23 protein-coding genes are annotated in these 23,723 nt (G+C 35.6%); 9 read left to right on the top strand and 14 right to left on the bottom strand.

From position 1 onward, the window contains the following. The 5 genes from ABJI11_RS03720 to ABJI11_RS03740 all read left to right on the top strand — a co-directional run. A partial coding sequence (locus tag ABJI11_RS03720; protein WP_348349538.1) for a helicase HerA-like domain-containing protein occupies positions 1-842 on the top strand: 842 nt, incomplete at its 5' end. 3 nt (positions 843-845) lie between these two features. After that, entirely contained in the window at positions 846-1,403 is a 558-nt protein-coding gene (locus tag ABJI11_RS03725; protein ID WP_348349540.1) for a hypothetical protein, read from the top strand. A gap of 66 nt (positions 1,404-1,469) precedes the next feature. Continuing rightward, positions 1,470-2,309 carry an alpha/beta hydrolase gene (locus ABJI11_RS03730; protein ID WP_348349542.1) on the top strand — a complete coding sequence of 280 codons (840 nt, stop codon included), beginning with the start codon at positions 1,470-1,472 and terminating at the stop codon, positions 2,307-2,309. A gap of 57 nt (positions 2,310-2,366) precedes the next feature. Then, complete coding sequence (locus ABJI11_RS03735) at positions 2,367-2,618, top strand: Rho termination factor N-terminal domain-containing protein (RefSeq protein WP_348349544.1); 252 nt, start codon at positions 2,367-2,369, stop codon at positions 2,616-2,618. A 2-nt stretch (positions 2,619-2,620) separates the two neighbouring features. Further along, positions 2,621-3,046, top strand: coding sequence for a VOC family protein (locus tag ABJI11_RS03740; protein ID WP_348349546.1), 426 nt, complete (start codon positions 2,621-2,623; stop codon positions 3,044-3,046). A gap of 83 nt (positions 3,047-3,129) precedes the next feature. On the opposite strand, the gene ABJI11_RS03745 is transcribed toward ABJI11_RS03740, so the two are convergent. Then, positions 3,130-4,101 carry an aldo/keto reductase gene (locus ABJI11_RS03745; protein ID WP_348349548.1) on the bottom strand — a complete coding sequence of 324 codons (972 nt, stop codon included), beginning with the start codon at positions 4,099-4,101 and terminating at the stop codon, positions 3,130-3,132. Positions 4,102-4,241: 140 nt separating this feature from the next. Beyond that, positions 4,242-5,975: an alpha/beta hydrolase-fold protein gene (locus ABJI11_RS03750; RefSeq protein ID WP_348349550.1), complete on the bottom strand. Its 1,734-nt coding sequence runs from the start codon at positions 5,973-5,975 to the stop codon at positions 4,242-4,244. A 115-nt stretch (positions 5,976-6,090) separates the two neighbouring features. Between ABJI11_RS03750 and ABJI11_RS03755 the strand changes: the two genes are divergently transcribed. Further along, positions 6,091-6,237 carry a hypothetical protein gene (locus tag ABJI11_RS03755; protein WP_348349552.1) on the top strand — a complete coding sequence of 49 codons (147 nt, stop codon included), beginning with the start codon at positions 6,091-6,093 and terminating at the stop codon, positions 6,235-6,237. Between the two features lie 50 nt (positions 6,238-6,287). Here ABJI11_RS03755 and ABJI11_RS03760 read toward each other — a convergent pair whose 3' ends face one another. The 3 genes from ABJI11_RS03760 to argS all read right to left on the bottom strand — a co-directional run bounded on the left by ABJI11_RS03760 (position 6,288) and on the right by argS (position 10,825). Beyond that, positions 6,288-7,172: a bifunctional 5,10-methylenetetrahydrofolate dehydrogenase/5,10-methenyltetrahydrofolate cyclohydrolase gene (locus tag ABJI11_RS03760; RefSeq protein ID WP_276492093.1), complete on the bottom strand. Its 885-nt coding sequence runs from the start codon at positions 7,170-7,172 to the stop codon at positions 6,288-6,290. Between the two features lie 46 nt (positions 7,173-7,218). Beyond that, positions 7,219-8,556 carry a signal recognition particle protein gene (gene ffh / locus ABJI11_RS03765; RefSeq protein WP_348349554.1) on the bottom strand — a complete coding sequence of 446 codons (1,338 nt, stop codon included), beginning with the start codon at positions 8,554-8,556 and terminating at the stop codon, positions 7,219-7,221. Positions 8,557-9,043: 487 nt separating this feature from the next. After that, a complete protein-coding gene (gene argS / locus ABJI11_RS03770) occupies positions 9,044-10,825 on the bottom strand; it encodes an arginine--tRNA ligase (protein WP_348349556.1) in 1,782 nt (593 codons plus the stop codon). A gap of 115 nt (positions 10,826-10,940) precedes the next feature. Between argS and ABJI11_RS03775 the strand changes: the two genes are divergently transcribed. Genes ABJI11_RS03775 through ABJI11_RS03785 form a run of 3 tightly spaced genes read left to right on the top strand, consistent with a single transcriptional unit; the run spans position 10,941 to position 13,316 of the window. After that, positions 10,941-11,366, top strand: coding sequence for a hypothetical protein (locus ABJI11_RS03775; RefSeq protein ID WP_348349558.1), 426 nt, complete (start codon positions 10,941-10,943; stop codon positions 11,364-11,366). Positions 11,367-11,379: 13 nt separating this feature from the next. Continuing rightward, positions 11,380-11,880, top strand: coding sequence for a DUF1648 domain-containing protein (locus ABJI11_RS03780; protein WP_348349560.1), 501 nt, complete (start codon positions 11,380-11,382; stop codon positions 11,878-11,880). Then, on the top strand, positions 11,880-13,316 hold the full coding sequence (locus ABJI11_RS03785; RefSeq protein ID WP_348349562.1) for an SDR family oxidoreductase: 1,437 nt from the start codon (positions 11,880-11,882) through the stop codon (positions 13,314-13,316). The genes ABJI11_RS03780 and ABJI11_RS03785 overlap by 1 nt, the downstream gene beginning before the upstream one ends. A gap of 10 nt (positions 13,317-13,326) precedes the next feature. Here ABJI11_RS03785 and ABJI11_RS03790 read toward each other — a convergent pair whose 3' ends face one another. The 9 genes from ABJI11_RS03790 to ABJI11_RS03830 all read right to left on the bottom strand — a co-directional run. After that, positions 13,327-15,492, bottom strand: a complete 2,166-nt coding sequence (locus ABJI11_RS03790) for a molybdopterin cofactor-binding domain-containing protein (protein ID WP_348349564.1) — start codon at positions 15,490-15,492, stop codon at positions 13,327-13,329. A gap of 3 nt (positions 15,493-15,495) precedes the next feature. After that, complete coding sequence (locus ABJI11_RS03795; protein WP_348349566.1) at positions 15,496-15,987, bottom strand: (2Fe-2S)-binding protein; 492 nt, start codon at positions 15,985-15,987, stop codon at positions 15,496-15,498. 9 nt (positions 15,988-15,996) lie between these two features. Beyond that, on the bottom strand, positions 15,997-16,599 hold the full coding sequence (locus ABJI11_RS03800) for a hypothetical protein (RefSeq protein WP_348349568.1): 603 nt from the start codon (positions 16,597-16,599) through the stop codon (positions 15,997-15,999). 106 nt (positions 16,600-16,705) lie between these two features. After that, complete coding sequence (locus tag ABJI11_RS03805) at positions 16,706-17,635, bottom strand: arginine deiminase-related protein (RefSeq protein WP_348349580.1); 930 nt, start codon at positions 17,633-17,635, stop codon at positions 16,706-16,708. 38 nt (positions 17,636-17,673) lie between these two features. Then, the gene (locus tag ABJI11_RS03810; RefSeq protein ID WP_348349570.1) at positions 17,674-18,588 is read right to left on the bottom strand and encodes an arginine deiminase family protein; all 915 of its coding nucleotides are present in this window, start codon (positions 18,586-18,588) and stop codon (positions 17,674-17,676) included. Positions 18,589-18,682: 94 nt separating this feature from the next. Next, a complete protein-coding gene (locus tag ABJI11_RS03815) occupies positions 18,683-19,969 on the bottom strand; it encodes a citrate synthase (protein WP_348349572.1) in 1,287 nt (428 codons plus the stop codon). Positions 19,970-20,083: 114 nt separating this feature from the next. Continuing rightward, entirely contained in the window at positions 20,084-21,619 is a 1,536-nt protein-coding gene (locus ABJI11_RS03820; RefSeq protein WP_348349574.1) for a glycogen/starch synthase, read from the bottom strand. A gap of 119 nt (positions 21,620-21,738) precedes the next feature. Then, positions 21,739-23,031: a phosphopyruvate hydratase gene (eno, locus tag ABJI11_RS03825; protein ID WP_348349576.1), complete on the bottom strand. Its 1,293-nt coding sequence runs from the start codon at positions 23,029-23,031 to the stop codon at positions 21,739-21,741. 101 nt (positions 23,032-23,132) lie between these two features. Then, positions 23,133-23,723, bottom strand: a 591-nt coding sequence (locus ABJI11_RS03830; protein WP_348349578.1) for a carbamoyl phosphate synthase small subunit, incomplete at its 5' end; no start/stop codon positions are given.

Consider the following 23,723-nt stretch of genomic DNA (forward strand, 5'->3'; position numbering starts at 1 on the left):
TCTTTGGAGAAAAGTCTTTTGATGTAAACGACTTAACCCGTATTAATGAAGAAGGCAAAGGGTATATCAATATCTTAAGATTGACCGATATTCAAGATAGACCAAAGTTGTTCTCCACATTTATGTTGAGTCTCTTAGCTGAGATTTATGATACCTTCCCAGAACAGGGCGATAGCGATAAACCAGAATTGATTCTTTTTATAGACGAAGCCCACCTTATTTTCAAAGAAGCTTCAAAAGCATTGTTAGATCAAATAGAAAGTATTGTTAAACTGATTCGTTCAAAAGGCATAGGGTTGTATTTTGTTACGCAAAACCCTACAGACGTACCAAACGATGTGTTGTCTCAATTAGGTTTAAAAGTACAACATGCATTAAGGGCTTTTACTGCTAGAGATAGAAAAGCAATTAAATTGACTGCAGAAAACTATCCTGAATCTGAGTATTATGATACTAAAGAAGTACTTACATCTTTAGGTATAGGTGAGGCATTGATTTCTGCTTTAGATGAAAAAGGTAGACCTACGCCACTAGCTGCAACATTATTGCGTGCACCAATGAGCCGTATGGATGTTTTGACCAAAAAAGAATTAGCAGAAGTAATCAACAGCTCTTCATTGGTCAAAAAATATGGTGAGGTTATAGATAGAGAAAGTGCCTATGAAATCTTGAACGAAAAGATTGATAAGGCAGAAAAATTAGCCAAAAAAGAAAAGAGCAAAACAGCTACAAGAAAGACATCTAGCAAAACGAGTACAAAACAAAATCCGGTTCTTAAAGTTTTAACGAGTGCTACTTTTATAAGAGGAGTTCTTGGAGTACTAAAAAAAGTGATACGATAGCATATGAAGTTTAGATACACCCTTTTATTGATTTTATGTTGTGGCCTGCTTATAAACTGTACTGGTGAAACCAATACTGATTTTGTTATATCCGGTGATCAGGTGGGCAAATTGTCTAAAGAAAGTTTAGCACGTGATGTAGAATTAATTTTTGAAAAAGATTCAGTTGTTCAAGATACCGTAAAACTTAAAATTGGTAGTGGCGCTAGCAAAATCAAAATATTTGAAAGAGGTGCGGGTGCTTTACTTCTTACGCTTACACCTAATAACGATAGCATTGCAACAATACAAAATGTATTGATCAATGATGAAAGATTTAAAACCGACAAGGGTATTTCCAAACTAAGTACATTTAAAGATATACGAGAAAACTACCCTATAAAAAAAATCATTACTTCATTGAACAATGTAGTTGTCTTATTAAAAAATAGCGATATTTATTTTACCATCGACAAAAAAGAGTTACCGGAGAGTCTTAGGTATAACGCCAACAACAACATTGAAGAAGTTCAAATACCAGATGCCGCAAAAGTGAAATATATGATGGTAGGTTGGGATTGATTTATTAAAATTCCACACATCTTACATCCCTAGGATAATTACTTAATACATTTTAAACTTTAGCAGGTGCCGGTATTTCTACAAAAACTCATTCCTAAATTAATTGGTTTCTACCTCAACTTTCTCGTATGGTTCTCACCAAAGAAAGCTGCTGAAAAAGCTTTTTTAGTCTTTATAAAAGTTAGAAAGGGACGCGTACTACCCAATCAACAGACATTTCTTGATAATGCCAAATTAGAGGTGTTATCGTTGGATAACAATGATATTCAAGTATACAAATGGCCCGGAAACAAAGAAACCGTTTTACTGGTACACGGTTGGGAAAGTAACACTTGGCGTTGGCATAAACTTATAGCCAAATTACAAAAGGTAGATTACAATATTATTGCGTTTGATGCCCCTGCACACGGGTATTCCTCTGGAAGTAATCTTCATGTACCTTTATATGCGGATACCGTACAACATGTATTGACCAAGTACAACCCAACAACAGTTATAGGGCATTCCATGGGCGGTATGACCGTTTTGTACAATGAATCTCTACATCCAAATAAAACGATTGATAAAATAGTTACCATTGGTTCTCCATCAGAGTTTCATGAGATACTGGCGCATTATAAGAATTTGTTAGGTTTCAACAATAAGGTTTTAAAAGCGCTGAAAGACTTAGTATACAAAAAATTTAAATTTACGGTAAGAGAATTTTCAAGTTCTAAATTTGTTCAGAGCAACACAAAAAAAGGCTTACTCTTTCATGATAAGTTGGATGTGATTGCACCTTATCACGCCTCTGTTGATGTACATAAACATTGGAAAGGGAGTGAATTAGTTAGCACAGAAGGCTTAGGGCATTCTATGCACCAAGATGGTGTAAATGAAAAGATCGTCTCTTTTTTAGAAGGGTAATTTCTGATTCTATACAGCACACCCAAAAGTCACTTTTTATTTAATTTTAAAATAAAAATGGCAAAGTCAAATAATATACCTCAAATACAAAACGAAGAACAATACGAAGCCTTAGTAGACAAAGGTTACAGCAAAGAAAAAGCTGCACGTATAGCAAATACTAAAGATGCAGGTAAAAAAGGTGGTAAAGCTTCTACCTATGAAGATAGAACCAAAAAGGAACTTTATGACCAAGCTAAAGAAATTGGTATCGACGGACGTTCCAAAATGAGTAAAAAAGAGTTAATTTCAGCCTTAAGAAATAACTGATTATGCAAAACGTAACGCCTTTCCATATTGCCATTCCTGTTCACAACCTACCGGAATGCAGAATTTTTTACAGAGATATTTTAAATTGCGAAGAAGGTCGTAGTAGTGACCACTGGGTAGATTTCAATTTATTCGGACATCAATTGGTGATACATTACAAACCTAAATCGGAGACAGAAAGTGTACACCATAATCCCGTAGATGGTCATGATGTTCCTGTTCCTCATTACGGCGTAGTTCTACCTTGGGATACATTTCAAAGCTTCTCTGAAGAACTAAAATCTAAAGGCGTAACATTTGTTATTGAACCTTATATACGTTTTGCAGGTAAAGTTGGTGAACAAGCTACCATGTTTTTCTATGATCCGGCAGGTAATGCTTTAGAGTTTAAAGCTTTTAAAGATATGGGGCAGTTGTTTGCGAAATAGCAACAACCACACACTTTAAGTTAAAACCATCAATATTGTTCCTATTGATGGCTTTTTTATTAAGATAATATATTTAAAATATACTACTGAGACCAAGAAGTAGGCACTCTATCCCATCGGTGCTTTTTTAATTCTTCATACAGTTCATTAGATAGTAACTGACCATCACTAGTGGCTGTATTTGCCAATACATTACGCTGCTTACGCATACCCGGTATGCTAGTACCTACATTATCATTCATTAGTATAAAACGCAATGCCATTTCTGCCATGGTCATACCTTCAGGAATTAATGGTCTTAAAGCATCGGCATGTTCTACCGAAGAAATCAAATTCTCAGGTACAAAATAAGTGCCACGCCAATCACCTTCAGGGAACGTAGTTTCTTTCGTCATAGTTCCTGTCAATGTGCCTTCATCAAAAGGCACACGTGCTATGGTTGCAATATCCAACTCTTTACACAGGGGAAATAAATTATCTACTGGCGCTTGATCGAATATGTTATAAATGACTTGTACCGCGTCTAATAATCCTGTTTTTAAAGCTTTTATTCCATTTTCTGGCTCCCAACGGTTCATACTAATACCCACTGCTGCAACTTTACCTGAAGTCTTTAAATCTTCAATAGCACGTTGCCATTCTTCTCTATCGCTCCAAACATCATCCCAGGTATGAAATTGCATAAGGTCTATTTGCTCTAATCCTAAATTTTTTAGCGTCTTATGGGTATATTCCATTATATGTGCTGTAGGATAAGAGTCCTCAAAAGTATATTCACGTTTTGCTGGCCACTGAAAGTTTTTTGGCGGAATTTTACTTTCTGTATACAACTTCTTAGAAGGATGTCTTTTCACCAATTCACCAAGTAACTCCTCACTATGACCTTCTCCATAACCCCAAGCAGTATCAAAAAAGTTAACTCCGTTTTCAACTGCTAAGTCCAACGACTTTGCAGATTGAGCATCGTCACTGGCCGTCCAGCCAGCCATTCCCCACATTCCGTATCCTACCTCACTTACTTGCCAATCTGTTCTTCCGAATCTTCTGTATTTCATTACATCTTTATACTATAGTTATTATAAATATTTTAAATAGTAACAAGCATCACTGTATACTTAAACGCTTCTCGATACTAATTTTTCGTGCCTCAAAATTCACTCGAATTGACATTCTTATTGCAATAAAACTATTCAACCTATTTATACCTCCAACTAGTTAAATCCGCACCTCTAGGAGCGCTTTTTTCTATACGTTCCATTATTTTTGGCACATACATAGTATTGTATCGTAAACGGGTAATAGCATTTGGCTGATCAGGATCTCCGTTCCAACAATGCTCATCTCTATCTCCATATTTTACTTCTCCTTCATAATACGGATCTGTAGTACTTTCTAAAAAATCTTCCATTAAGTACACCGCATTGTTTAGGTAATAGTTATCCATATCACCGCAGTAAATATGAATTTTACCTTTTAAGTTATCGCCCAATTTATCCCAATCGCGCTCAAGGATGTGTCTTAAATCAAAATTCTCTTTCCAGTACTCTGCCACATCATGGTCAATATCTCCCGTTTTCTTATCCCATATTCTCTCAGGATATCCGTCATCACCTTGTGGTGAATAGGTTGCTTCCCAAATATCCCACTGTTGACCAGATCTAGATTTATCACCTAAAACCAATTCCAAATGATTTCCTTGTCTTAGCGTAGATTGTATTTGACCTAAATAATTACGATGCGATGGCACTTCCAACGTTTTATGCGCACTCTTATAGAAATAGGCATTTTCATCTTCGTAGATGTTTGTCAACGTATATGCTCTAAAATCAATAGGATCAGGGCATGCCGCAAAACAACCATTGTATTCATCTGGATATTTCACTTGTACCGCCAAAGCTTCCCAACCGCCGGTTGATCCACCGTAAAGAAAACGAGACCACCCCTCGCCCATTCCTCTAAATTGTTTTTCTATTTCAGGGATTAACTCATAGGTAATAGCATCACCATACGGACCTTGACTAGCAGAGTTTACTGCATAAGAATCATCGTAATACGGAGTAGGATGCTGAATTTGCAATACTATAAATCTTGGAAAATCCGGCTCGTTCCATCGTTTATAAAAATCATAGGCTTCTTGTTGTTGAATAATATTATAGCCCCCTAAACTAAAACGTTCAGAATACTCTGGTTTTAAGTTAGGGTCTGGCGGTGTAGTTCTGAATCCGCCAAAATCTGATGGAAAATGTCCGTGAAACACCATTAACGGATATTTAGCTTCCGGATGTTCTTCAAATCCTTTTGGCAATAATACATGAGCTCCCAAGTAAATATCCCTTCCCCAGAACTCAGAAAGCCTTTCTGACTTCACTTTAACGTGTTTTATCCACTCGGTATCTTCTGGTTCTTCAATTACAGGAATAACTTGGTCCAAATTAACTGATACATTTTCAAATCCGTTACTGGCAACCCTTATCTTAAACGGCTTGCTATATAAATTACCTGGTGATTTATTCCATTTTTGTCCCTCGCCATTATCCATGGGTAACTTTACTGTATGACCAGTAGATAAATTAAAAGTTTCATATACGTTCAAAAGTGCCTGCACATTATATTCTCCGGGTGGTACATCTTTTAAGCTTTCATACGGATAACCAAAAACGGATTCATCAAAAGTCAACACTGAATCCTTAGCCCAATTCTCCACATTCATACCAAAAATGAGCTGGGTGTTTAGTCCGTCATTAATCTGAAATCTTGGCTCATTACCATCATCAGAAGAAAGCATTAGCAACAATCGCCCATCTTTGGCCAAAGAATCTACCTCAGCAGAATAACTAACCTTTATTGAAGATTTATGTTCTAATTTAGGAGGTTCTGTACACCCTATTATAAAAGCAACGACCAGTAGTACCAAAAGAATTTTTCTCATAAGGATAAATGTTTCAGAAAAGGTACAGTATTCTATAATCACATCAAATACCAAGACTAACATTTTAGCGTTTTATGTACATAACCTTTTTGTATTGCACCCTAAAACCTATGCTATGAAAAAATTATTATACGCTTTCTTAATCTGTATTTCAATAACGGCGATGGCAAGTTGCGATTACGACGACAGTAATGACATAGACATTTTAGTACCTAACGACACTACAGAAACCGGTGTAACCATCAAGAAATTACCGGTATAAAAAAAGCCCCACAAAAGTTTTGCAAGGCTTTTAATAAATTTTATACAGTACTAGTTTCTACTTCTATGTCTCTCACGAGCTAACAATGTATTTTTCAATAACATTGCAATGGTCATAGGTCCTACCCCACCAGGAACGGGAGTAATGTATGATGCTTTTTTACTTACATTTTCAAAATCAACATCACCAGTAATATAGTATCCTTTTTCTCTAGTTTCGTCTGGCACTCTAGTAATACCTACATCTATTACAACAGCATCATCTTTTACCATTTCCGCTTTTAAGAATTTAGGAACCCCTAATGCTGAAATTACAATATCTGCTTGAGATATAATTTGAGTAATATTCTTTGTATGACTATGGGTAAGTGTTACGGTAGAGTTACCTGGCCATCCTTTTCTACCCATTAAAATACTCATTGGTCTACCTACAATATGGCTACGACCAATAACTACGGTATGTTTACCTTTTGTATCTACTTTATAACGCTCCAATAATTCAAGAATACCAAACGGCGTTGCAGGAATGAACGTACTCATATCTAAAGCCATTTTACCAAAGTTGGTAGGGTGAAAACCATCAACATCCTTATCTGGATCTACGGCCATAATTACCTTTTGGGTATCTATTTGCTCTGGCAACGGTAACTGAACAATAAAACCGTCAATATCATCATCAACGTTCAATTCTTTGATCTTGTTCAATAATTCTTGCTCAGAAGTAGTACTTGGCATTTGAATTAAAGTAGATTCAAAACCAATACGTTCACAAGAACGAACTTTACTACCTACGTAGGTTAAACTAGCCCCATCACTACCGACAATAATTGCCGCCAAATGTGGTACTTTTTCACCACGCTCTTTCATCTTGGCAACCTCTGCCTTGATTTCCTCTTTAATTTCGTTGGATACTTTTTTACCATCCAATAATTCCATATCCGCTATTCTTTAAGTTGTGTTGTTAGGTTGTATTATTCGGTCTTTATTTCATTCCTTTCATGGCACCCATCATCTGCATCATTTTCTTACCGCCACCGCCTTGCATCATTTTCATCATCTTGCTCATTTGGTCAAACTGCTTTAATAGCTGATTGATTTCTTGAACTTCTCTTCCTGAACCTTTTGCAATACGTTTTTTTCTACTTGCATTTAATTTAGAAGGTGTAGAACGCTCTTCTGGTGTCATTGAATGAATAATTGCTTCTATATGTTTGAAAGCATCATCATCAATATCCAAACCTTTTAAGGCTTTACCTGCACCAGGTATCATCCCCATAAGATCCTTCATATTACCCATCTTCTTGATTTGCTGAATTTGGCTCAGGAAATCATCGAATCCGAATTTATTTTTAGCAATCTTCTTTTGGATTTTTCTGGCCTCTTCTTCATCAAACTGTTCTTGAGCCCTTTCTACAAGTGATATTACATCACCCATACCCAAGATACGATCTGCCATACGTGATGGGTAGAAAACATCAATAGCTTCCATCTTCTCACCGGTACCAATAAATTTAATTGGCTTATCTACCACAGATTTAATAGAAATAGCGGCACCACCACGAGTATCACCATCTAATTTGGTTAAGATAACACCATCAAAATTCAAGATATCGTTGAAGGCTTTTGCCGTGTTTACAGCATCTTGACCTGTCATAGAATCTACTACGAACAAAGTCTCTTGAGGTTGTATCGCTTTATGAATATTAGATATTTCATTCATCATAGCCTCGTCAACAGCTAAACGACCAGCGGTATCAATGATAACCACATTATGTCCGTTTGCCTTTGCATGTGCTATACCAGCTTTAGAAATCGCTACAGGATCGGTATTTCCTCTATCAGAAAATACTTCAACACCAATTTGCTCACCAACTACGTGCAACTGATCAATTGCCGCCGGACGATACACATCACAAGCAACCAATAGCGGCTTTTTAGTTTTTTTTGTTTTTAGAAAATTAGCAAGTTTACCAGAAAAGGTAGTTTTACCAGAACCCTGTAAACCAGACATTAAAATAACCGATGGATTACCGGACAGATTAATACCTTCTGACTCACCACCCATTAATTGGGTTAGTTCGTCTTTTACAATCTTAACCATTAACTGACCAGGTTGTAAGGTGGTCAATACATCTTGCCCCAATGCCTTTTCTTTTACCCTATTGGTAAATTCTTTGGCTATTTTAAAGTTAACATCCGCATCCAATAAGGCTCGGCGTACTTCTTTGGTAGTCTCTGCAACATTAATTTCTGTAATCTGACCATGTCCTTTTAGTACATGTAATGCCTTGTCTAGCTTATCGCTTAAATTATCGAACATTCTTTTCTTTTTTAAGGGGTTACAAATTTAATAATATCAATGCAAAATTCGTAGCAAGTACTAGAAAATAAACAAAACAAAAGAGCATCCACTATAAATGGATGCTCTAAAGTTACTTGTGGGGTAAAAAAGGAATTCCATTTTCATAAACTTCCTCTCAAAAACATCTATCGATACCATCAACGAGGCCCAACTCTATACTGTTGATGAAATACTTTTAGATGTTTTTAATCATAATATTTTGAGAAATTCTTTTCCAGAACTGCCATTAACGAATACCATTTTAGTATTAGTAACAGAGGTTCTTTCAAGAAATTCTAATTGTATATACGAGTAAAAAGTGTTCTTAGACTTTGAGAATGAAAGTATATTACAAAATGTATTATTAATGCACACCAAAAGGTTTGTATCTATAGCATACAATGAAAGATGTCCATGAATAAACATGACATAAAGAATAGTAAATAATAAGACGGAATAAGCTTAACTACATACGTTCAGGAACCGAAACGCCCAATAAACTAAAGGCATCTTGTATCACCTCTGCAACTTTTTTAGATAATTGAACACGTAATGCCTTTTTAGCATCATCAGTTTCACCTAAAATAGAGACTTGCTGATAAAAAGAATTAAACTCTTTAACCAAGTCATACGTATAGTTTGCAATCAAAGCCGGACTATAATTATCTGCAGCTAATTGAATAGTATCTGGGAATAACTGTAGTTGCTTGACCAACTCCTTTTCCTTGCTATGAAGCGCTGTAACCTTAGCATCATTACAAGTATCGATCCCCATACTTTCTGCCTTTCTTAAAATAGACTGAATACGTGCATAGGTATATTGAATAAACGGACCCGTATTTCCTTGAAAATCTACCGACTCTTCTGGATCAAACAAAATTCGTTTTTTAGGATCTACTTTTAATATGTAATATTTTAAAGCTCCTAAACCAATCATTCTATAAAGTGATTGCTTTTCTTCTTCGTTATAGTCATCAAGCTTTCCTAACTCTTCTGAAATATTTGCAGCAGTTTGGGTCATATCAGCCATAAGATCATCGGCGTCTACGACTGTACCTTCCCTACTTTTCATTTTTCCGCTAGGTAAATCAACCATCCCGTAACTTAAGTGATGTAGTTTGTTAGACCAAGAAAAACCAAGTTTTTGCAGAATCAGAAACAATACCTTAAAGTGGTAATCTTGCTCATTACCTACGGTATACACCATTCCGTTTACATCTGGGTGGTCTTTTACACGTTGTATAGCAGTACCAATATCTTGAGTCATGTAAACTGCGGTACCATCTGAACGGAGTACAATTTTTTCATCTAACCCATCTTCGGTCAAATCGATCCAAACACTGCCATCTTCTTTTTTAAAGAACACACCTTTTTTCAATCCTTCGGCAACAACATCTTTTCCTAAAAGATACGTATCACTTTCATAATACAGCGTATCAAAATCAACTCCAAGATTTTTATAAGTCACTTCAAAACCTTTGTAAACCCAACCGTTCATGATTTTCCATAACGCTACGGTTTCTTCGTCTCCAGACTCCCACTTTAAAAGCATTTCTTGTGCTTCCAATAAAATTGGCGCTTCTTTTTCAGCAACTTTCTGTTCCGTACCGTTAGCAACCAACTCCGCTATTTGCTCTTTATATGCCTTATCAAAAGCCACATAATAATTACCAACTAGCTTATCTCCTTTTAACCCTGTAGACTCTGGCGTTTCTCCATTTCCAAATTTCTGCCAAGCCACCATACTCTTGCAAATATGAATACCACGGTCATTGATAATTTGAGTTTTATAAACCTTCTTACCAGATGCCTTTAAAATTTCTGCAACAGAATATCCTAATAAGTTATTACGAATATGCCCTAAGTGTAATGGTTTATTGGTATTTGGCGAAGAATATTCTACCATTACCGCATCATCAGATTCTTTTACATAACCGTAATTTTCTGTAGCAATAATAGAATTGAAAAAATCTAGATAGAAACCATCGTTAATAACGATATTCAAGAATCCTTTAATCACGTTAAAGCCAGCTACGGCAGCAACATGCTCTTCTAAGTAAGCACCAATTTGCTCACCAATTTGAACAGGATTTCCCTTTACCACACGCAACATTGGGAAAACCACAATTGTGATATCTCCTTCAAAATCTTTACGTGTAGGCTGAAACTCTACATTTGGCAATTCCTTGTCAAAAATAGATTTTACCGCTTCTTTTACTTTATCTGATAGTACCTCTTGAATATTCACCAAAACGTTTAATTAAGGCTGCAAAATTAATCATTTTTTATGCTTTAAGCTGAACAGATGCGGCAATCATTACGCATTTCGTTAACTTTAATGAAAACTGCGCAACAAATTTACCATGCTCGTAAACGTAACTTATAACAATAAAGAGATTTCAAGGAAAATTGATACTGAAGTAGGCAAGCCTTTTACCTTGAAAGAAAGATGGGCATTGAACGGTATTGGTTCTCCTAAACTTATTATTACAGAAACCAGTATAGAAATTAGAAATTTGTTGATTTTAGATAATAACAGAGACACTTGTAATATTGAAATGAGACCTAAGGGAATTATAGTTGGGTTTAGATCATTGTTAGAATCATACGCCTTGGTCATCCCCTATTACAAACTATCTATGTACAAAGGCGAAGCTTCAGTATATTCCATTTACAAAGATCATTATTTCATCAAAGTAGCATCTGACACCAAAGCAGTACAGAAATTCTTTAAAAAATTATTAGGCTACAAAGCCGATAACGCACCAACTTCAATAGAAGACCTATAATATGTTCGCAAATTTGCCCAAAATAGATATAAATCTTACAAAAAATCAACAAAGCTTGATTTTTATTGGGTGGATAATCTTAGCCTTAAATTTATTAGCTATTGGGATTTTTTATGCTGACTTACCCGAAACTATTCCTTCACATTTTAATTACAAAGGAGACGTTGACGGTTATGGCGAAAAAAATACTATTTGGACGCTACCCTTAATAATGTGTTTTACTTACGCACTGCTATATTTAATTATAAGAAAAGTAAAACCTTGGAGCATGAATTATCCAGTTAAGGTAACAGAAAACAATGCTCCACAAGTTTATAAAATGTCATTACAAATGTTGATATACATGAACTTGTTAATATCAATAATAGCTACTCCTGTAATTATAGAAACCATATTGCTAGCTTATAAAATAGACATAGGATTTCAAATCTCAAGCCTATCATTAATAATTGTAGCAGTTGTAACCCTATTACCAATTTATTACATCTTTAAAATGTTTAAAATACCTAAATAATGAAGATACTACTCACTGGTGCCAATGGTTATATAGGTATGCGACTTTTACCACAACTTCTAGATATGGGGCATGAGGTAGTTTGTGCTGTACGTAACGAAGCTAGATTATCAGTAGATGCAGATACTAGAGAAAGAATTTCAGTTATAGAAATCGATTTTTTAGAGGAACCAAAACCAAATAGTATTCCTAACGATATTGATGCTGCCTATTTTCTGATACACTCCATGAGTTCTTCCACTCAAGATTTTGATAGTATGGAGGCACAAACAGCTAAAAACTTCAATATCATGGTAGAAAAAACTCAAATTAAACAAGTTGTTTATTTGAGTGGTATTGTAAACGACGACAATTTATCCAAACATTTACAGTCAAGAAAAAACGTAGAAGAGATTTTATACGAAGGCAATTTTAACCTTACCGTTTTAAGAGCCGGTATTATAGTTGGTTCCGGAAGTTCTTCTTTTGAAATTATTCGTGATCTATGCGAAAAACTTCCGGTTATGATTACGCCCAAATGGGTTCTTACAAAAACGCAGCCCATAGCCATACGTGACGTAATTTCTTTTTTAACAGGCGTATTGGGTCATAAAGAAACCTACAACGACTCTTTTGATATTGCGGGACCTGATGTCTTGACCTATAAAGAAATGCTGCACCAATATGCAGAGGTTCGTGGGTTTAAAAATTATATTTGGACAGTACCTATCATGACACCTAAACTGTCTTCCTATTGGTTATATTTTGTGACCTCAACTTCCTATAAATTAGCATTGAACCTTGTAGACAGTATGCGTATAGAAGTCGTCGCCAAAGACAAAAGGCTACAAAATATTCTTAATATTACACCGCACACGTATAAGAACGCCATTGATCTTGCATTCAAAAAAATTGAGCAAAACTTGGTAATTAGCAGCTGGAAAGATAGTATGGTGAGCGGTCGTATACACGACAATTTAGAAAAGCACATACAAGTACCTAAATACGGCATACTAAAAGATTATAAGCACGTAAAAGTGAACAACCCAAATGAAGTACTACAAAGAATTTGGAGTATTGGCGGAGAAACGGGTTGGTACTATGGAAATTGGCTGTGGAAAATTAGAGGCTTTTTAGACAAATTATCTGGAGGCGTAGGATTACGTAGAGGTCGCACCCACGCCAATAAAATATTTGCTGGAGATTCGTTAGATTTTTGGCGGGTTTTATTAGCCGATAAAAAAACAAAACGGTTATTGTTGTTCGCAGAAATGAAACTACCAGGTGAAGCTTGGTTAGAGTTTAAGATTGATGAAAACAATGTACTTCACCAAACCGCAACTTTTAGACCTCGTGGCTTACGTGGTAGACTATATTGGTACAGTATAGTACCATTTCATTACTTCATTTTTGGCGGAATGATCAAGAATATTGCCAATCAGAAAAATTCCAAATAATAGCAGCCTGCTAAGAAAGCTTTAATGGTAATTCGGTCAATCTTTGTCCCGTTAATCTTCTAACTGCATTTGCTATTGCTGCACCCACAGGACCCAATGGAGGTTCGCCCACTGCACCAGGTGTGTCTTTACCCTGTAGCAATACCACGTCAATTTCTTTAGGAGCGTTCTTCATTAAAGCCATTTGATACGGTCCGTATATGGTTGGTGTTAATTCCCCATTCTCCACAAACATTTGTTCGTATAGCACAGCACTCATACCCATAATAACACAACCTTCACATTGTGCTCGTATCTGATCAGGATTTACTGCTAAACCAGGATCCATAGCAACAGTTACCTTATGGACTTTAATTTCATTATCAACTATAGAAACCTCCGCTACCTGAGCACAAGGAGTATTCGCATCTATAGAAGCTGCAAACCCCATAGCACGACCATCAATAACTTCTTCGGTATAATTTGTTTTTTCGGCAGCAGCCTTAATTACATTTTTAAGACGTTTATCTATTGGCTCATTCCCTATTTGATGTAATCTAAAATCTACCGCGTTTTTATTGGCTTTTAACGCCATTTCATCTATAAAACTTTCCATGGCAAAGGTATTTGCCAATAAACCTAAACTACGCCACCAACTGGTTGCAAACGGTAACTCTACATGCCAATAAACCGTTTTGAAATTAGGAATAGCCGTGTATTGAATAAACCCACCACGAATAGCGCCTACATCTGCCCCTAAAAAGTTAGTCAACGCATTAGGTATCAATGCCGAATCAGTAGCCACATCACCACTTACAAACTCATGTTCAAGTGTATCTAAAAAACCTTCACTGTTTAATTTACCTTTGATAATATGATGTGTTGGGGGGCGAAACATATCATGCTGAAATTCCTCTTTTCTACTAAAAAAATATTTCACAGGTTTACCTACAGCCTTAGACATTACAGCTGCCTGTACAGCATGTGGTGTATGCAACCTTCTACCAAAACCACCACCTAGATAAGTAGGCACAATATTCACTTTTTCGGTATCTAAACCTAAACGTTTTGCGACTTCTTTTCTAGTAATACTAACCACTTGGGTTGAAATTTTTATGGTAGCATTGTCACTTTCCACAGATGCAACCACTCCATTCGGTTCTATTTGAGCATGTGCTCCAATAGGACTTCTAAACTCCAAGGTTTCAAAATCATCATCTTCGTCAAAAGCAGCACCATTTTTCTGAATAGTAGTAGCATTTCCATTACCAACCGTCATCATTTTAGTGATGGTAGCAGTGTCTAAATTCTCAAAACTTTCCCAGGTTACATTAATAGCTTCTTTGGCATGCTCTGCTTCTATCATAGAATTTGCGACAACACCTACAAAATCATCTTCAACAATTATCTTCACCACTCCGGGCATATTCTCTGCCGCAGTGGTATCTGCACTAACATAGGTTGATCCAATTTTAGAAGGTCTTACAACAGCACCGTAAAGCATACCTGGCATATCTGCATCCATTCCAAAAATGGGATCACCATATACCTTGGCATCTAAATCTACCCTAGGTACCGGTATACCTATATATTTATATTCCTTTTTATCCTTTAAAACTGGTACATCTGGCACCTCCCAATTTTCAACTCCTTCAGCAGCTTGTGCATAAGTCAATTTTTTGCCGTTGCCAGATATGACTCCGTCTTCAACCGTAAGTTCATTGCTATCGACATTCATTTTACGAGCGGCTTCTTTAATCAACATAACCCTAAGCATTGCAGCGAGTTCTCTTAAGGGTTGCCATAATCCTGAAATTGAGGTACTACCACCTGTAGCAAAATTATCAACATTTCCGGTAGATGATGCCGCATGAACAACATTAATTTGGTCCATAGAAACAGAAAGTTCATCTGCAGCCATTTGGGCAATTCCCGTAAAGGTTCCTTGTCCCATTTCCATTTTAGGAGAATGCAATAATATTTCATTATTCGTAGTTACCTCAAACCACACCATAGGTTTATCCGTATTATCAACATACGGCGCTTCTAATGAATTTGCGAAACTCAACAACTCTCTACGAATAGGGTTTCTAAATATATACGCACCAATTGCAACAACACCAATAGTACCAAGTCCTCCTTTTACCAAAAACTTACGCCTAGATACTTTTTTTGAACCATTATCTTTATCAGCCATGAACTACAATTCTTTAGATTCGTTATTTTCTTTTTCTAACTGCAAATTAGCTGCTTTGTGTATTGCTTTTCTCATGCGATAATACGTACCGCAACGACATACATTTATAATATTCTTATCAATATCTTCATCTGTAGGTTTAGGCACTTTATTTAAAAGAGCAGCCGTAGCCATCATAAAGCCTGGCTGGCAATAGCCGCATTGTGGCACAATTTCCTCTATCCAAGCCTGTTGAACAGGATGTGGATTTTCTCTATCGCCCAACCCTTCAATAGTAGTTACTTTTTTACCCTCAGCAAATTTCACAGGATAGGAACATGAACGCACCGCTTCATCTTCTACGTGTAAAGTACATGCTCCACAAGCTGCTTTTCCACACCCAAATTTTGTTCCTTTTAAATCTAGAGTATCTCTAATTACCCAAAGTAGAGGTGTATTTTCATCTGCTATTTCAACAGTTTTGAGTTCACCGTTAACAGTTAAGGAAATTTTCATAAAATTTTATTATTTGGAAGGAATTACCGCTCCGTTAGCAAACCAGTTTTCAACAGCTTTTTTAAAATCCTCTTTAGAAACCGGTGGTACTGTACGTTGTTCTCCATTTGCATGAACACCAGGTTGCCAAGCCCAAAGCACTAAATCATCTTCCGTCATATGTTTAACCAGCTCATCATGACTTCTATTACCATTCATATTTTTATCTAATAAGCGTTCTGCTATTTCTTCTCTTGTCAACCCTTCCCAAGCCATTGAAGCAGGTGCCAATGCCCAATGCGGTGCACCGGGAACTCCAGAATTTAAATTATTTTCAGATTGATGACAGGTATTACAATTAGTAGCTTCAAAACCATGATCATCTTTACCCCTTGCCATACCAAAATAATGAGGGTGACTATCATCACCTTGTTTAGGAATGTTATCACTTGGATGACAATTCATACAACGCTGATGGGTAAGTACATCCATCATTTTATCATAATCATCATTAGCATTTTGAGCTTGATCATCCACAAGTTCATATGTTGAAATCTTAGGCGTATTGGCTAATGCAAATAGCAAACCTGTGATAGATAATATTAGGACAATATAAATTGGTTTTATCTTCATAGTGATTTTAAAATGTAAAAACATCTAACCCCTTTGAAGATAGCGAATACTTCACAAAAAAAATACCCCATCAAAACATATAATTTCAACGGGGCAAAAATTCTATTTAGTTCTTTGGAAGAAATACTTCTGCCATCATACAGCGAGCACTACCGCCACCACACGTTTCAATAGTATGTAATGAGCTATGCAAAATAGCACAGTGTTTTTCTATCTGAGCAACTTGTTTTGGTGTTAAACTATGGAATGCCGCAGAACTCATCACCATATATCGTTTATCATCACTACCCAAAACTTGCAACATATTACCAGCAAACTGATGCATCTGTTGCTCGGTAATAGTAATTATTTCTTTCCCATCTTTTTTAAGGTGGTCCAACACATTTTTTCTTTCCTTTTTATCATCAATAGAATCTGAACAGATGACCACAAAAGTTTCTGCCAAAGCCATCATAACATTAGTATGGTAGATAGGCAGCCTTTTACCATCTACAGATTGGTTGGCAGTAAAAATTACAGGAAAAAAATCAAAATCTTCACAAAACTCAATAAACAACTCTTCATCTGCACGTTCAGATAGCGCACAATAAGCTTTATTATTCACTCTATCTATTAGAATACTACCTGTACCTTCTAAGTATAATTCTTCATCTTCCGCAGAAGTGTAATCAATGACATCCTTGATCTTAAAATTGTTCTCCTCTAAAATCTCAAAGATATCTTCTCTGCGTTCATTTCTTCTATTCTCTGCAAACATTGGGTAAACACCTACTGTACCATTGGCATGAAAAGAAATCCAGTTATTAGGAAAAATGCTATCTGGAGTATCAGGCTCTTTGGTATCCTGTACAACGATAACATTTACTCCTTTACTTTTTAATACGGAAACAAATGCATCGAACTCCTCTTGAGCTTTTAAGTTTATTTCTTGATTCTTCAAATCAATATCTTCCATAAAGTAGTTATTGACAGCGGTCTGCTCATTCATTCTAAATGAAACCGGGCGAATCATCAATATTGTATTTGTTATTTGCATAGGGGTACTCATTAAATTGTTGTATGTTGATTTATAAATTAGGCTCTGATTAAGGGTAATGTACTACAGCGCAGTAACCCTTCTTGTTTTGATATTTCTGCATACGGAATTTCCTCTACCGTAAAACCTTGTTCCCGTAACCAATTATTTAAACGTGTGAAGCTTTTTTCAGAGACTACCACATCTGGTGAAATAGAAAAAACATTACTGTACATATGATACATTTCTCTTGCATCAATTTCAAAAACATTTTCCTTTCCAAAAAAATCTACCAACCATTGGTATTCCTCTTCTACTAAAAATCCGTTTTTATGAATGATTGCTTTCCCTTTTCCCAAAGGCTGAAAACAACAATCTAAATGCAATGCATTATCTTGAGCAACGGTGTTAGATTTACGCAGTTCAAAAGATTTAATTGTTTTATGCGGAAACTGTTTTGTCAAATATTCCACAGCCGCCTTATTTGTTCTTGCCGTTATATAAGTAGGATAGTCAGCTGCCGTATATGTACCTACAAAAATATAATCGTTCCAAGGCATAACGTCACCCCCTTCAACATGAACTTCTTCTGGTGGGGTTAGAATGTTATCATCTTCAATTTTATCCAAAACATGCAGAATTGCTTCCACTTCTTGCTCTCGATCAGGCAATATATTGGCTTTTATTAATTTATCTTCAATAACAAATGCAATATCCCTAGTAAAAATCTGATTACAATCTTCAAGAATTTCAGGTCTAAAAACTTTAACACCATACTTCTCGAACACTGCTTTGAAAGCTTCCATTTCAGCAATCATATCGGGTTCTGCAGGGTATGTACCAGCTTTGATATGCTCTTTTGATTTTGGATCATAAGCCTCCTCTAAAGTAGGTGTTGGACCAGAACTTTGGGCAATACCTAAAACAACTGCCTTTAACGGTGAAATTTCATCATTGACATTTAACTGTAACATATGTATGTATTTAAATCTGAATTAAAATTTGGCACAAAAAAAAAGCCCCTTTAAAATTAAAAGAGCTTTTTGTTTTTTTATTAACGGTAGCAATCTACCTTTTGTCCAGTTCGACAAAAGATCTTAAATTTTCACCTGTATAAACTTGTCTTGGTCTACCAATTGGCTCACCTTTTAACCTCATTTCTCTCCATTGTGCTATCCACCCTGGTAATCTTCCTAATGCAAACATTACTGTAAACATTTCGGTAGGTATACCCAAAGCTCTATAAATAATACCAGAATAGAAATCTACATTTGGATATAATTTTCGGTCAACAAAATACTGATCTTCTAGTGCTTCTTTCTCTAAACCTTTAGCAATAGCTAAAATTGGATCATCGATACCTAAATCTGCCAACACTTCATCAGCGGCAACTTTAATAATTTTGGCACGTGGATCAAAGTTTTTATATACTCTATGTCCAAAGCCCATTAACCTAAACGGGTCTGACTTATCTTTAGCCTTAGCCATATACTTTTTAGTATCGCCACCATCAGCTTCAATAGCCTCAAGCATTTCTAATACCGCTTGGTTGGCACCACCATGAAGTGGACCCCAAAGCGCCGAAATACCTGCAGATAAAGATGCAAATAAACCAGCATGAGAAGATCCTACGATACGAACCGTACTCGTAGAACAGTTTTGCTCATGATCAGCATGTAAAATCAATAACTTATCTAATGCTTCTATAACAACTTTGTTCTTTTTATAATCTTGATTAGGACGCTTGAACATCATTTTATGAATGTTCTCAACATAACCTAAACTATCATCACCATAATCTAATGGAAGACCTTTCTTTTTACGCAAAGTCCAAGCTACAAGAACCGGGAATTTTGCAAGTATACGCACAATAGCATGATACATATCTTCATCTGAACTCACATCAACGGTAGACGGGTTAAATGCAATCAATGCACTTGTCAAAGATGATAAAACACCCATTGGGTGAGCAGATTTTGGAAAACCGTCCAATATCTTTTTCATCTCTTCATCTACATGAGATTCATCCTTTATATCTTTATGAAACTTAGCCAATTGTTCTTCGTTTGGCAAGTCTCCAAAAATCAATGCATAAGCAACTTCTAAAAAATCAGCTTTCTCAGCTAGTTCTTCTATTGAGTAACCTCTGTAACGTAAAATACCTTTTTCGCCATCTAAAAAAGTAATAGCACTTTCACAAGACCCCGTATTTTTAAAACCTGGATCAATAGTTATAATTCCTTTGGTTGCTGAACGCAATGTTTTGATATCGATTGCAAGTTCATCTTCGGTTCCCTTAATAAGCGGAAACTCATATTTTTCACCATTATATTCTAAAATAGCTTTGTCTGACATTTTTATTTTTACGTTTTAAATACTTCTCGTAAAGTTAACAAAACAAGATTGGTCTACCAATTTCAAAAATCTGTTTTGGGTAAAATTAACAATAAGTTCTATGAATAGCTTTCATTACAACAGATATAGAGACTCGTAATATGCATCTAAAGATTTTTCCCAAGTAAAACGAGCCTTTTTTGCATTCGCCTTAATCTTTTTCCAGGTGTCTTTATCTTCTTCCCAAAGAGTTAATGCCTCATCAAAAACCTTAACCATATTACTTATCTGTTCATCATAAGTCTCTCCACTAAAAGCAAAACCTGTTTTTAAATGATGAACCGTATCTTTTAGTCCACCAGTATGATGTACCAAACAAGGATTACCATTTCTCATAGCCAACATTTGACTTATACCGCAAGGCTCAAATAAACTAGGCATGAAATACAAATCTGTCTCTAAATACATAGAATCTATTAAATCTTCTGATTGCCCATTGGTAAACACGAAGTTTTTATGATGGTAGCTCATATGACGAAAAAACTCTTCATAATCTGGATCACCCGTACCCAACAAAATGAATATACCATCTACCTCATTTAACCTGTCAAGCATTTTTTCAAAAGCTTCTGGAGATCGTTTTAGAAAGTAAAATTTCTGTTCTGTTAATCTAGCTACACTAGAAACAATAAATTTTGGTCTATTACCAACAAATTGCATAATCTTCTCTCCTGTATGAGCGAGAAAATCAGCTTTATACTTCTTTGAATTTTCTTGAAGCCATCTAAATAAAGCTTTAACGGTATTTCTATATAAAAATCCCTTTTCAGCTACTCGTATATTACCATAATTACTGGCATTTAGAATACCAAAAAGACGACCTTCATTATCTGCGTTCAACAAATCATTCTCTAAACTTTCTCCACCAATAAATTCTGGTCTTCTACTTGGCACAAGAACATCTTCTTTGTAAGATGGCGATACGGTATGTACAGCATCTGCAAGGCGTATACCTACTGCCATTAAATTTATACAATCTTGATATCTAGAATCCATTAAAGCAGCATGATCTAATTGAACTTCAGGAAACCAATTATTGACCGATGCGTAATTATTGTAAAAAGGACGAATACCCTGTATAGCCAAATTATGTATGGTATATACATATCTCATCTTTTTCAAATCTTGATAATTTGGATGATAAGTTTTAATGAACAAAAGAGCAGCAGAATGCCAGTCATGCATATGCACAATATCCAAATCTCCAAAAGCTCCTATTTTAATTGCTTCTGCAGTAGCAGTACAAAATATGATAAACTTTATAAAATCATTATAAAATGGTTCCGTTGGGTCATCATGATAAATATGAGCTATACCACCTTCTACAATTTCAGGATGATGTATAACATAATGCGTAATATTCTTATCTACTCGCTTAGGAATAACTTCATATAACTCTGCCATGTACGGCATACCCCTAAGACTAAATTCAAGTTTAGTTTTAAATATTCCATTTTTATGTAATCTAGAATATGAAGGTACTACTACATTAACTTTATCTTCCCGCTTAGAAATTTCTCTAGGCACGTCTCTAACTACGTCACCCATTCCACCAGCTTTACAATCAGGAATGGCATCATTCTCTGCGGAAACAAAAAGAAAATTATTCATACGCTAACAAAGAGGTGTTATTATTGATTTATTCTCAAAAGGTAGTTAAAGTTTTGAAGTACGCCAAAAAAAAAAGCCTTTCTCGAAAGAAAGGCTTGATTATATAATTTACTTATAAATTAATCCAATTTAAAAGCCTTTTCTTGTGGGTAATATGCTGTACTTCCTAATTCTTCTTCTATACGAAGTAGTTGATTATATTTAGCCATACGATCAGACCTAGAAGCCGAACCTGTTTTAATTTGACCCGTATTCAATGCTACAGCTAAATCAGCGATAGTGTTATCTTCTGTTTCTCCAGAACGGTGAGACATTACTGAAGTATAACCTGCATTTTTAGCCATATTAACAGCAGCAATTGTTTCTGTCAATGTACCTATTTGATTTACTTTGATCAATATTGAATTTGCTATACCTTTTTCAATACCTGTAGATAAACGCTCAACATTGGTTACGAATAAATCATCACCTACCAATTGAACTTTATCTCCAATTTTATCGGTCAAAGATTTCCAACCATCCCAATCATTTTCATCCATACCATCTTCAATAGAGATTATAGGATATTTAGCACTTAAGTCAGCTAAGTATTGAGCTTGCTCTTCAGAAGTTCTAATAACACCAGATTCACCTTCGAATTTAGTATAGTCATATTTTCCATCAACAAAGAATTCTGCAGCCGCACAATCCAAAGCGATCATTACGTCATCACCTAATGCATAACCTGCATTTTTTACAGCTTTTGCAATAGTATCTAAAGCATCTTCAGTACCACCGGCAAGGTTTGGCGCAAATCCACCTTCATCACCTACTGCAGTACTAAGACCACGATCATGTAATACCTTTTTAAGATTATGAAAAATCTCAGTACCCATTTGCATTGCATGTGAAAAGCTTTTTGCTTTTACAGGCATTACCATAAATTCTTGAAAAGCAATAGGCGCATCTGAGTGAGAACCACCATTTATTATGTTCATCATTGGTACAGGTAACGTGTTAGCACTAACACCACCAATATATCTAAAAAGAGAAAGACCTAATTCATTTGCAGCAGCCTTTGCAGCTGCTAATGAAACACCTAAAATAGCGTTAGCTCCTAATTTAGATTTGTTTGGCGTACCATCTAAATCTATCATCGTTTGATCTAAAAGATTTTGATCAAATACGCTCATTCCTAAAATTTCCTCAGCAATAACACTGTTTACGTTATCAACAGCTTTCATAACTCCTTTACCCATGAAAGTTGTACCACCATCACGTAGCTCAACAGCCTCATGCTCACCAGTAGAAGCTCCAGAAGGAACAGCTGCTCTACCCATTACACCATTTTCTGTAACTACATCTACTTCAACAGTTGGGTTACCTCTAGAATCTAAAATCTGCCTTGCGTGAACATTTAATATAATACTCATTTTTAATCTTTTTATTAGTTGTTTGTAAAAAGTAAAGATACAAAACAGGGAAATCACTGCGTTTATTTAAACCCAAGATTTCCCAATAAAATAATATTAATTTAAACTATTTCGTTATGTTTTGAACGTTTCTCTATTAATTTGAAAAAATCATCAAAAAGATAATCTGCATCATGCGGTCCTGGACTTGCTTCTGGATGATATTGAACAGAAAATACATCCTTATCTTTCATTCGAATACCAGCAACTGTTTTATCATTAAGATGCGTATGTGTAATCTCTAAGCTCTCATTCGCCTCTGTTTCTTCTCTATTTATAGCAAAACCATGGTTTTGAGATGTAATTTCTCCCTTACCTGTTATCAGATTTAGAATAGGGTGATTAATACCTCTATGCCCATTATGCATTTTATAAGTAGATACTCCATTTGCCAATGCCAAAACTTGATGACCTAAACAAATTCCAAAAAGAGGTTTGTCTGTTTGAATCATTTTTTTCACCGCAGCAATAGCGTCAACCAATGGTTCTGGATCACCAGGTCCATTCGAAATAAAGAATGCATCAGGATTCCAAGAAGACATCTCTTCAAAACTACTATTAAAAGGAAAAACCTTTACGTAGGCTCCACGCTTAACAAGGTTTCTTAAAATATTCTTCTTAATACCTATATCTAATGCAGCTATTTTAAAAGT

The organism is Maribacter sp., from assembly GCF_039968975.1.
GTDB lineage: Bacteria > Bacteroidota > Bacteroidia > Flavobacteriales > Flavobacteriaceae > Maribacter.

Excerpts from the sequence above, each read along its gene's own strand:
- ABJI11_RS03725 (WP_348349540.1), top strand. The coding sequence starts at position 846 with ATGAAGTTTAGATACACCCTTTTATTGATTTTATGTTGTGGCCTGCTT.
- ABJI11_RS03735 (WP_348349544.1), top strand. The coding sequence starts at position 2,367 with ATGGCAAAGTCAAATAATATACCTCAAATACAAAACGAAGAACAATAC.
- ABJI11_RS03740 (WP_348349546.1), top strand. The coding sequence starts at position 2,621 with ATGCAAAACGTAACGCCTTTCCATATTGCCATTCCTGTTCACAACCTA.
- ABJI11_RS03745 (WP_348349548.1), bottom strand. The coding sequence starts at position 4,101 with ATGAAATACAGAAGATTCGGAAGAACAGATTGGCAAGTAAGTGAGGTA.
- ABJI11_RS03750 (WP_348349550.1), bottom strand. The coding sequence starts at position 5,975 with ATGAGAAAAATTCTTTTGGTACTACTGGTCGTTGCTTTTATAATAGGG.
- ABJI11_RS03755 (WP_348349552.1), top strand. The coding sequence starts at position 6,091 with ATGAAAAAATTATTATACGCTTTCTTAATCTGTATTTCAATAACGGCG.
- ABJI11_RS03760 (WP_276492093.1), bottom strand. The coding sequence starts at position 7,172 with ATGGAATTATTGGATGGTAAAAAAGTATCCAACGAAATTAAAGAGGAA.
- ffh (WP_348349554.1), bottom strand. The coding sequence starts at position 8,556 with ATGTTCGATAATTTAAGCGATAAGCTAGACAAGGCATTACATGTACTA.
- ABJI11_RS03775 (WP_348349558.1), top strand. The coding sequence starts at position 10,941 with ATGCTCGTAAACGTAACTTATAACAATAAAGAGATTTCAAGGAAAATT.
- ABJI11_RS03785 (WP_348349562.1), top strand. The coding sequence starts at position 11,880 with ATGAAGATACTACTCACTGGTGCCAATGGTTATATAGGTATGCGACTT.
- ABJI11_RS03790 (WP_348349564.1), bottom strand. The coding sequence starts at position 15,492 with ATGGCTGATAAAGATAATGGTTCAAAAAAAGTATCTAGGCGTAAGTTT.
- ABJI11_RS03795 (WP_348349566.1), bottom strand. The coding sequence starts at position 15,987 with ATGAAAATTTCCTTAACTGTTAACGGTGAACTCAAAACTGTTGAAATA.
- ABJI11_RS03800 (WP_348349568.1), bottom strand. The coding sequence starts at position 16,599 with ATGAAGATAAAACCAATTTATATTGTCCTAATATTATCTATCACAGGT.
- ABJI11_RS03805 (WP_348349580.1), bottom strand. The coding sequence starts at position 17,635 with ATGCAAATAACAAATACAATATTGATGATTCGCCCGGTTTCATTTAGA.
- ABJI11_RS03810 (WP_348349570.1), bottom strand. The coding sequence starts at position 18,588 with ATGTTACAGTTAAATGTCAATGATGAAATTTCACCGTTAAAGGCAGTT.
- ABJI11_RS03815 (WP_348349572.1), bottom strand. The coding sequence starts at position 19,969 with ATGTCAGACAAAGCTATTTTAGAATATAATGGTGAAAAATATGAGTTT.
- ABJI11_RS03820 (WP_348349574.1), bottom strand. The coding sequence starts at position 21,619 with ATGAATAATTTTCTTTTTGTTTCCGCAGAGAATGATGCCATTCCTGAT.
- eno (WP_348349576.1), bottom strand. The coding sequence starts at position 23,031 with ATGAGTATTATATTAAATGTTCACGCAAGGCAGATTTTAGATTCTAGA.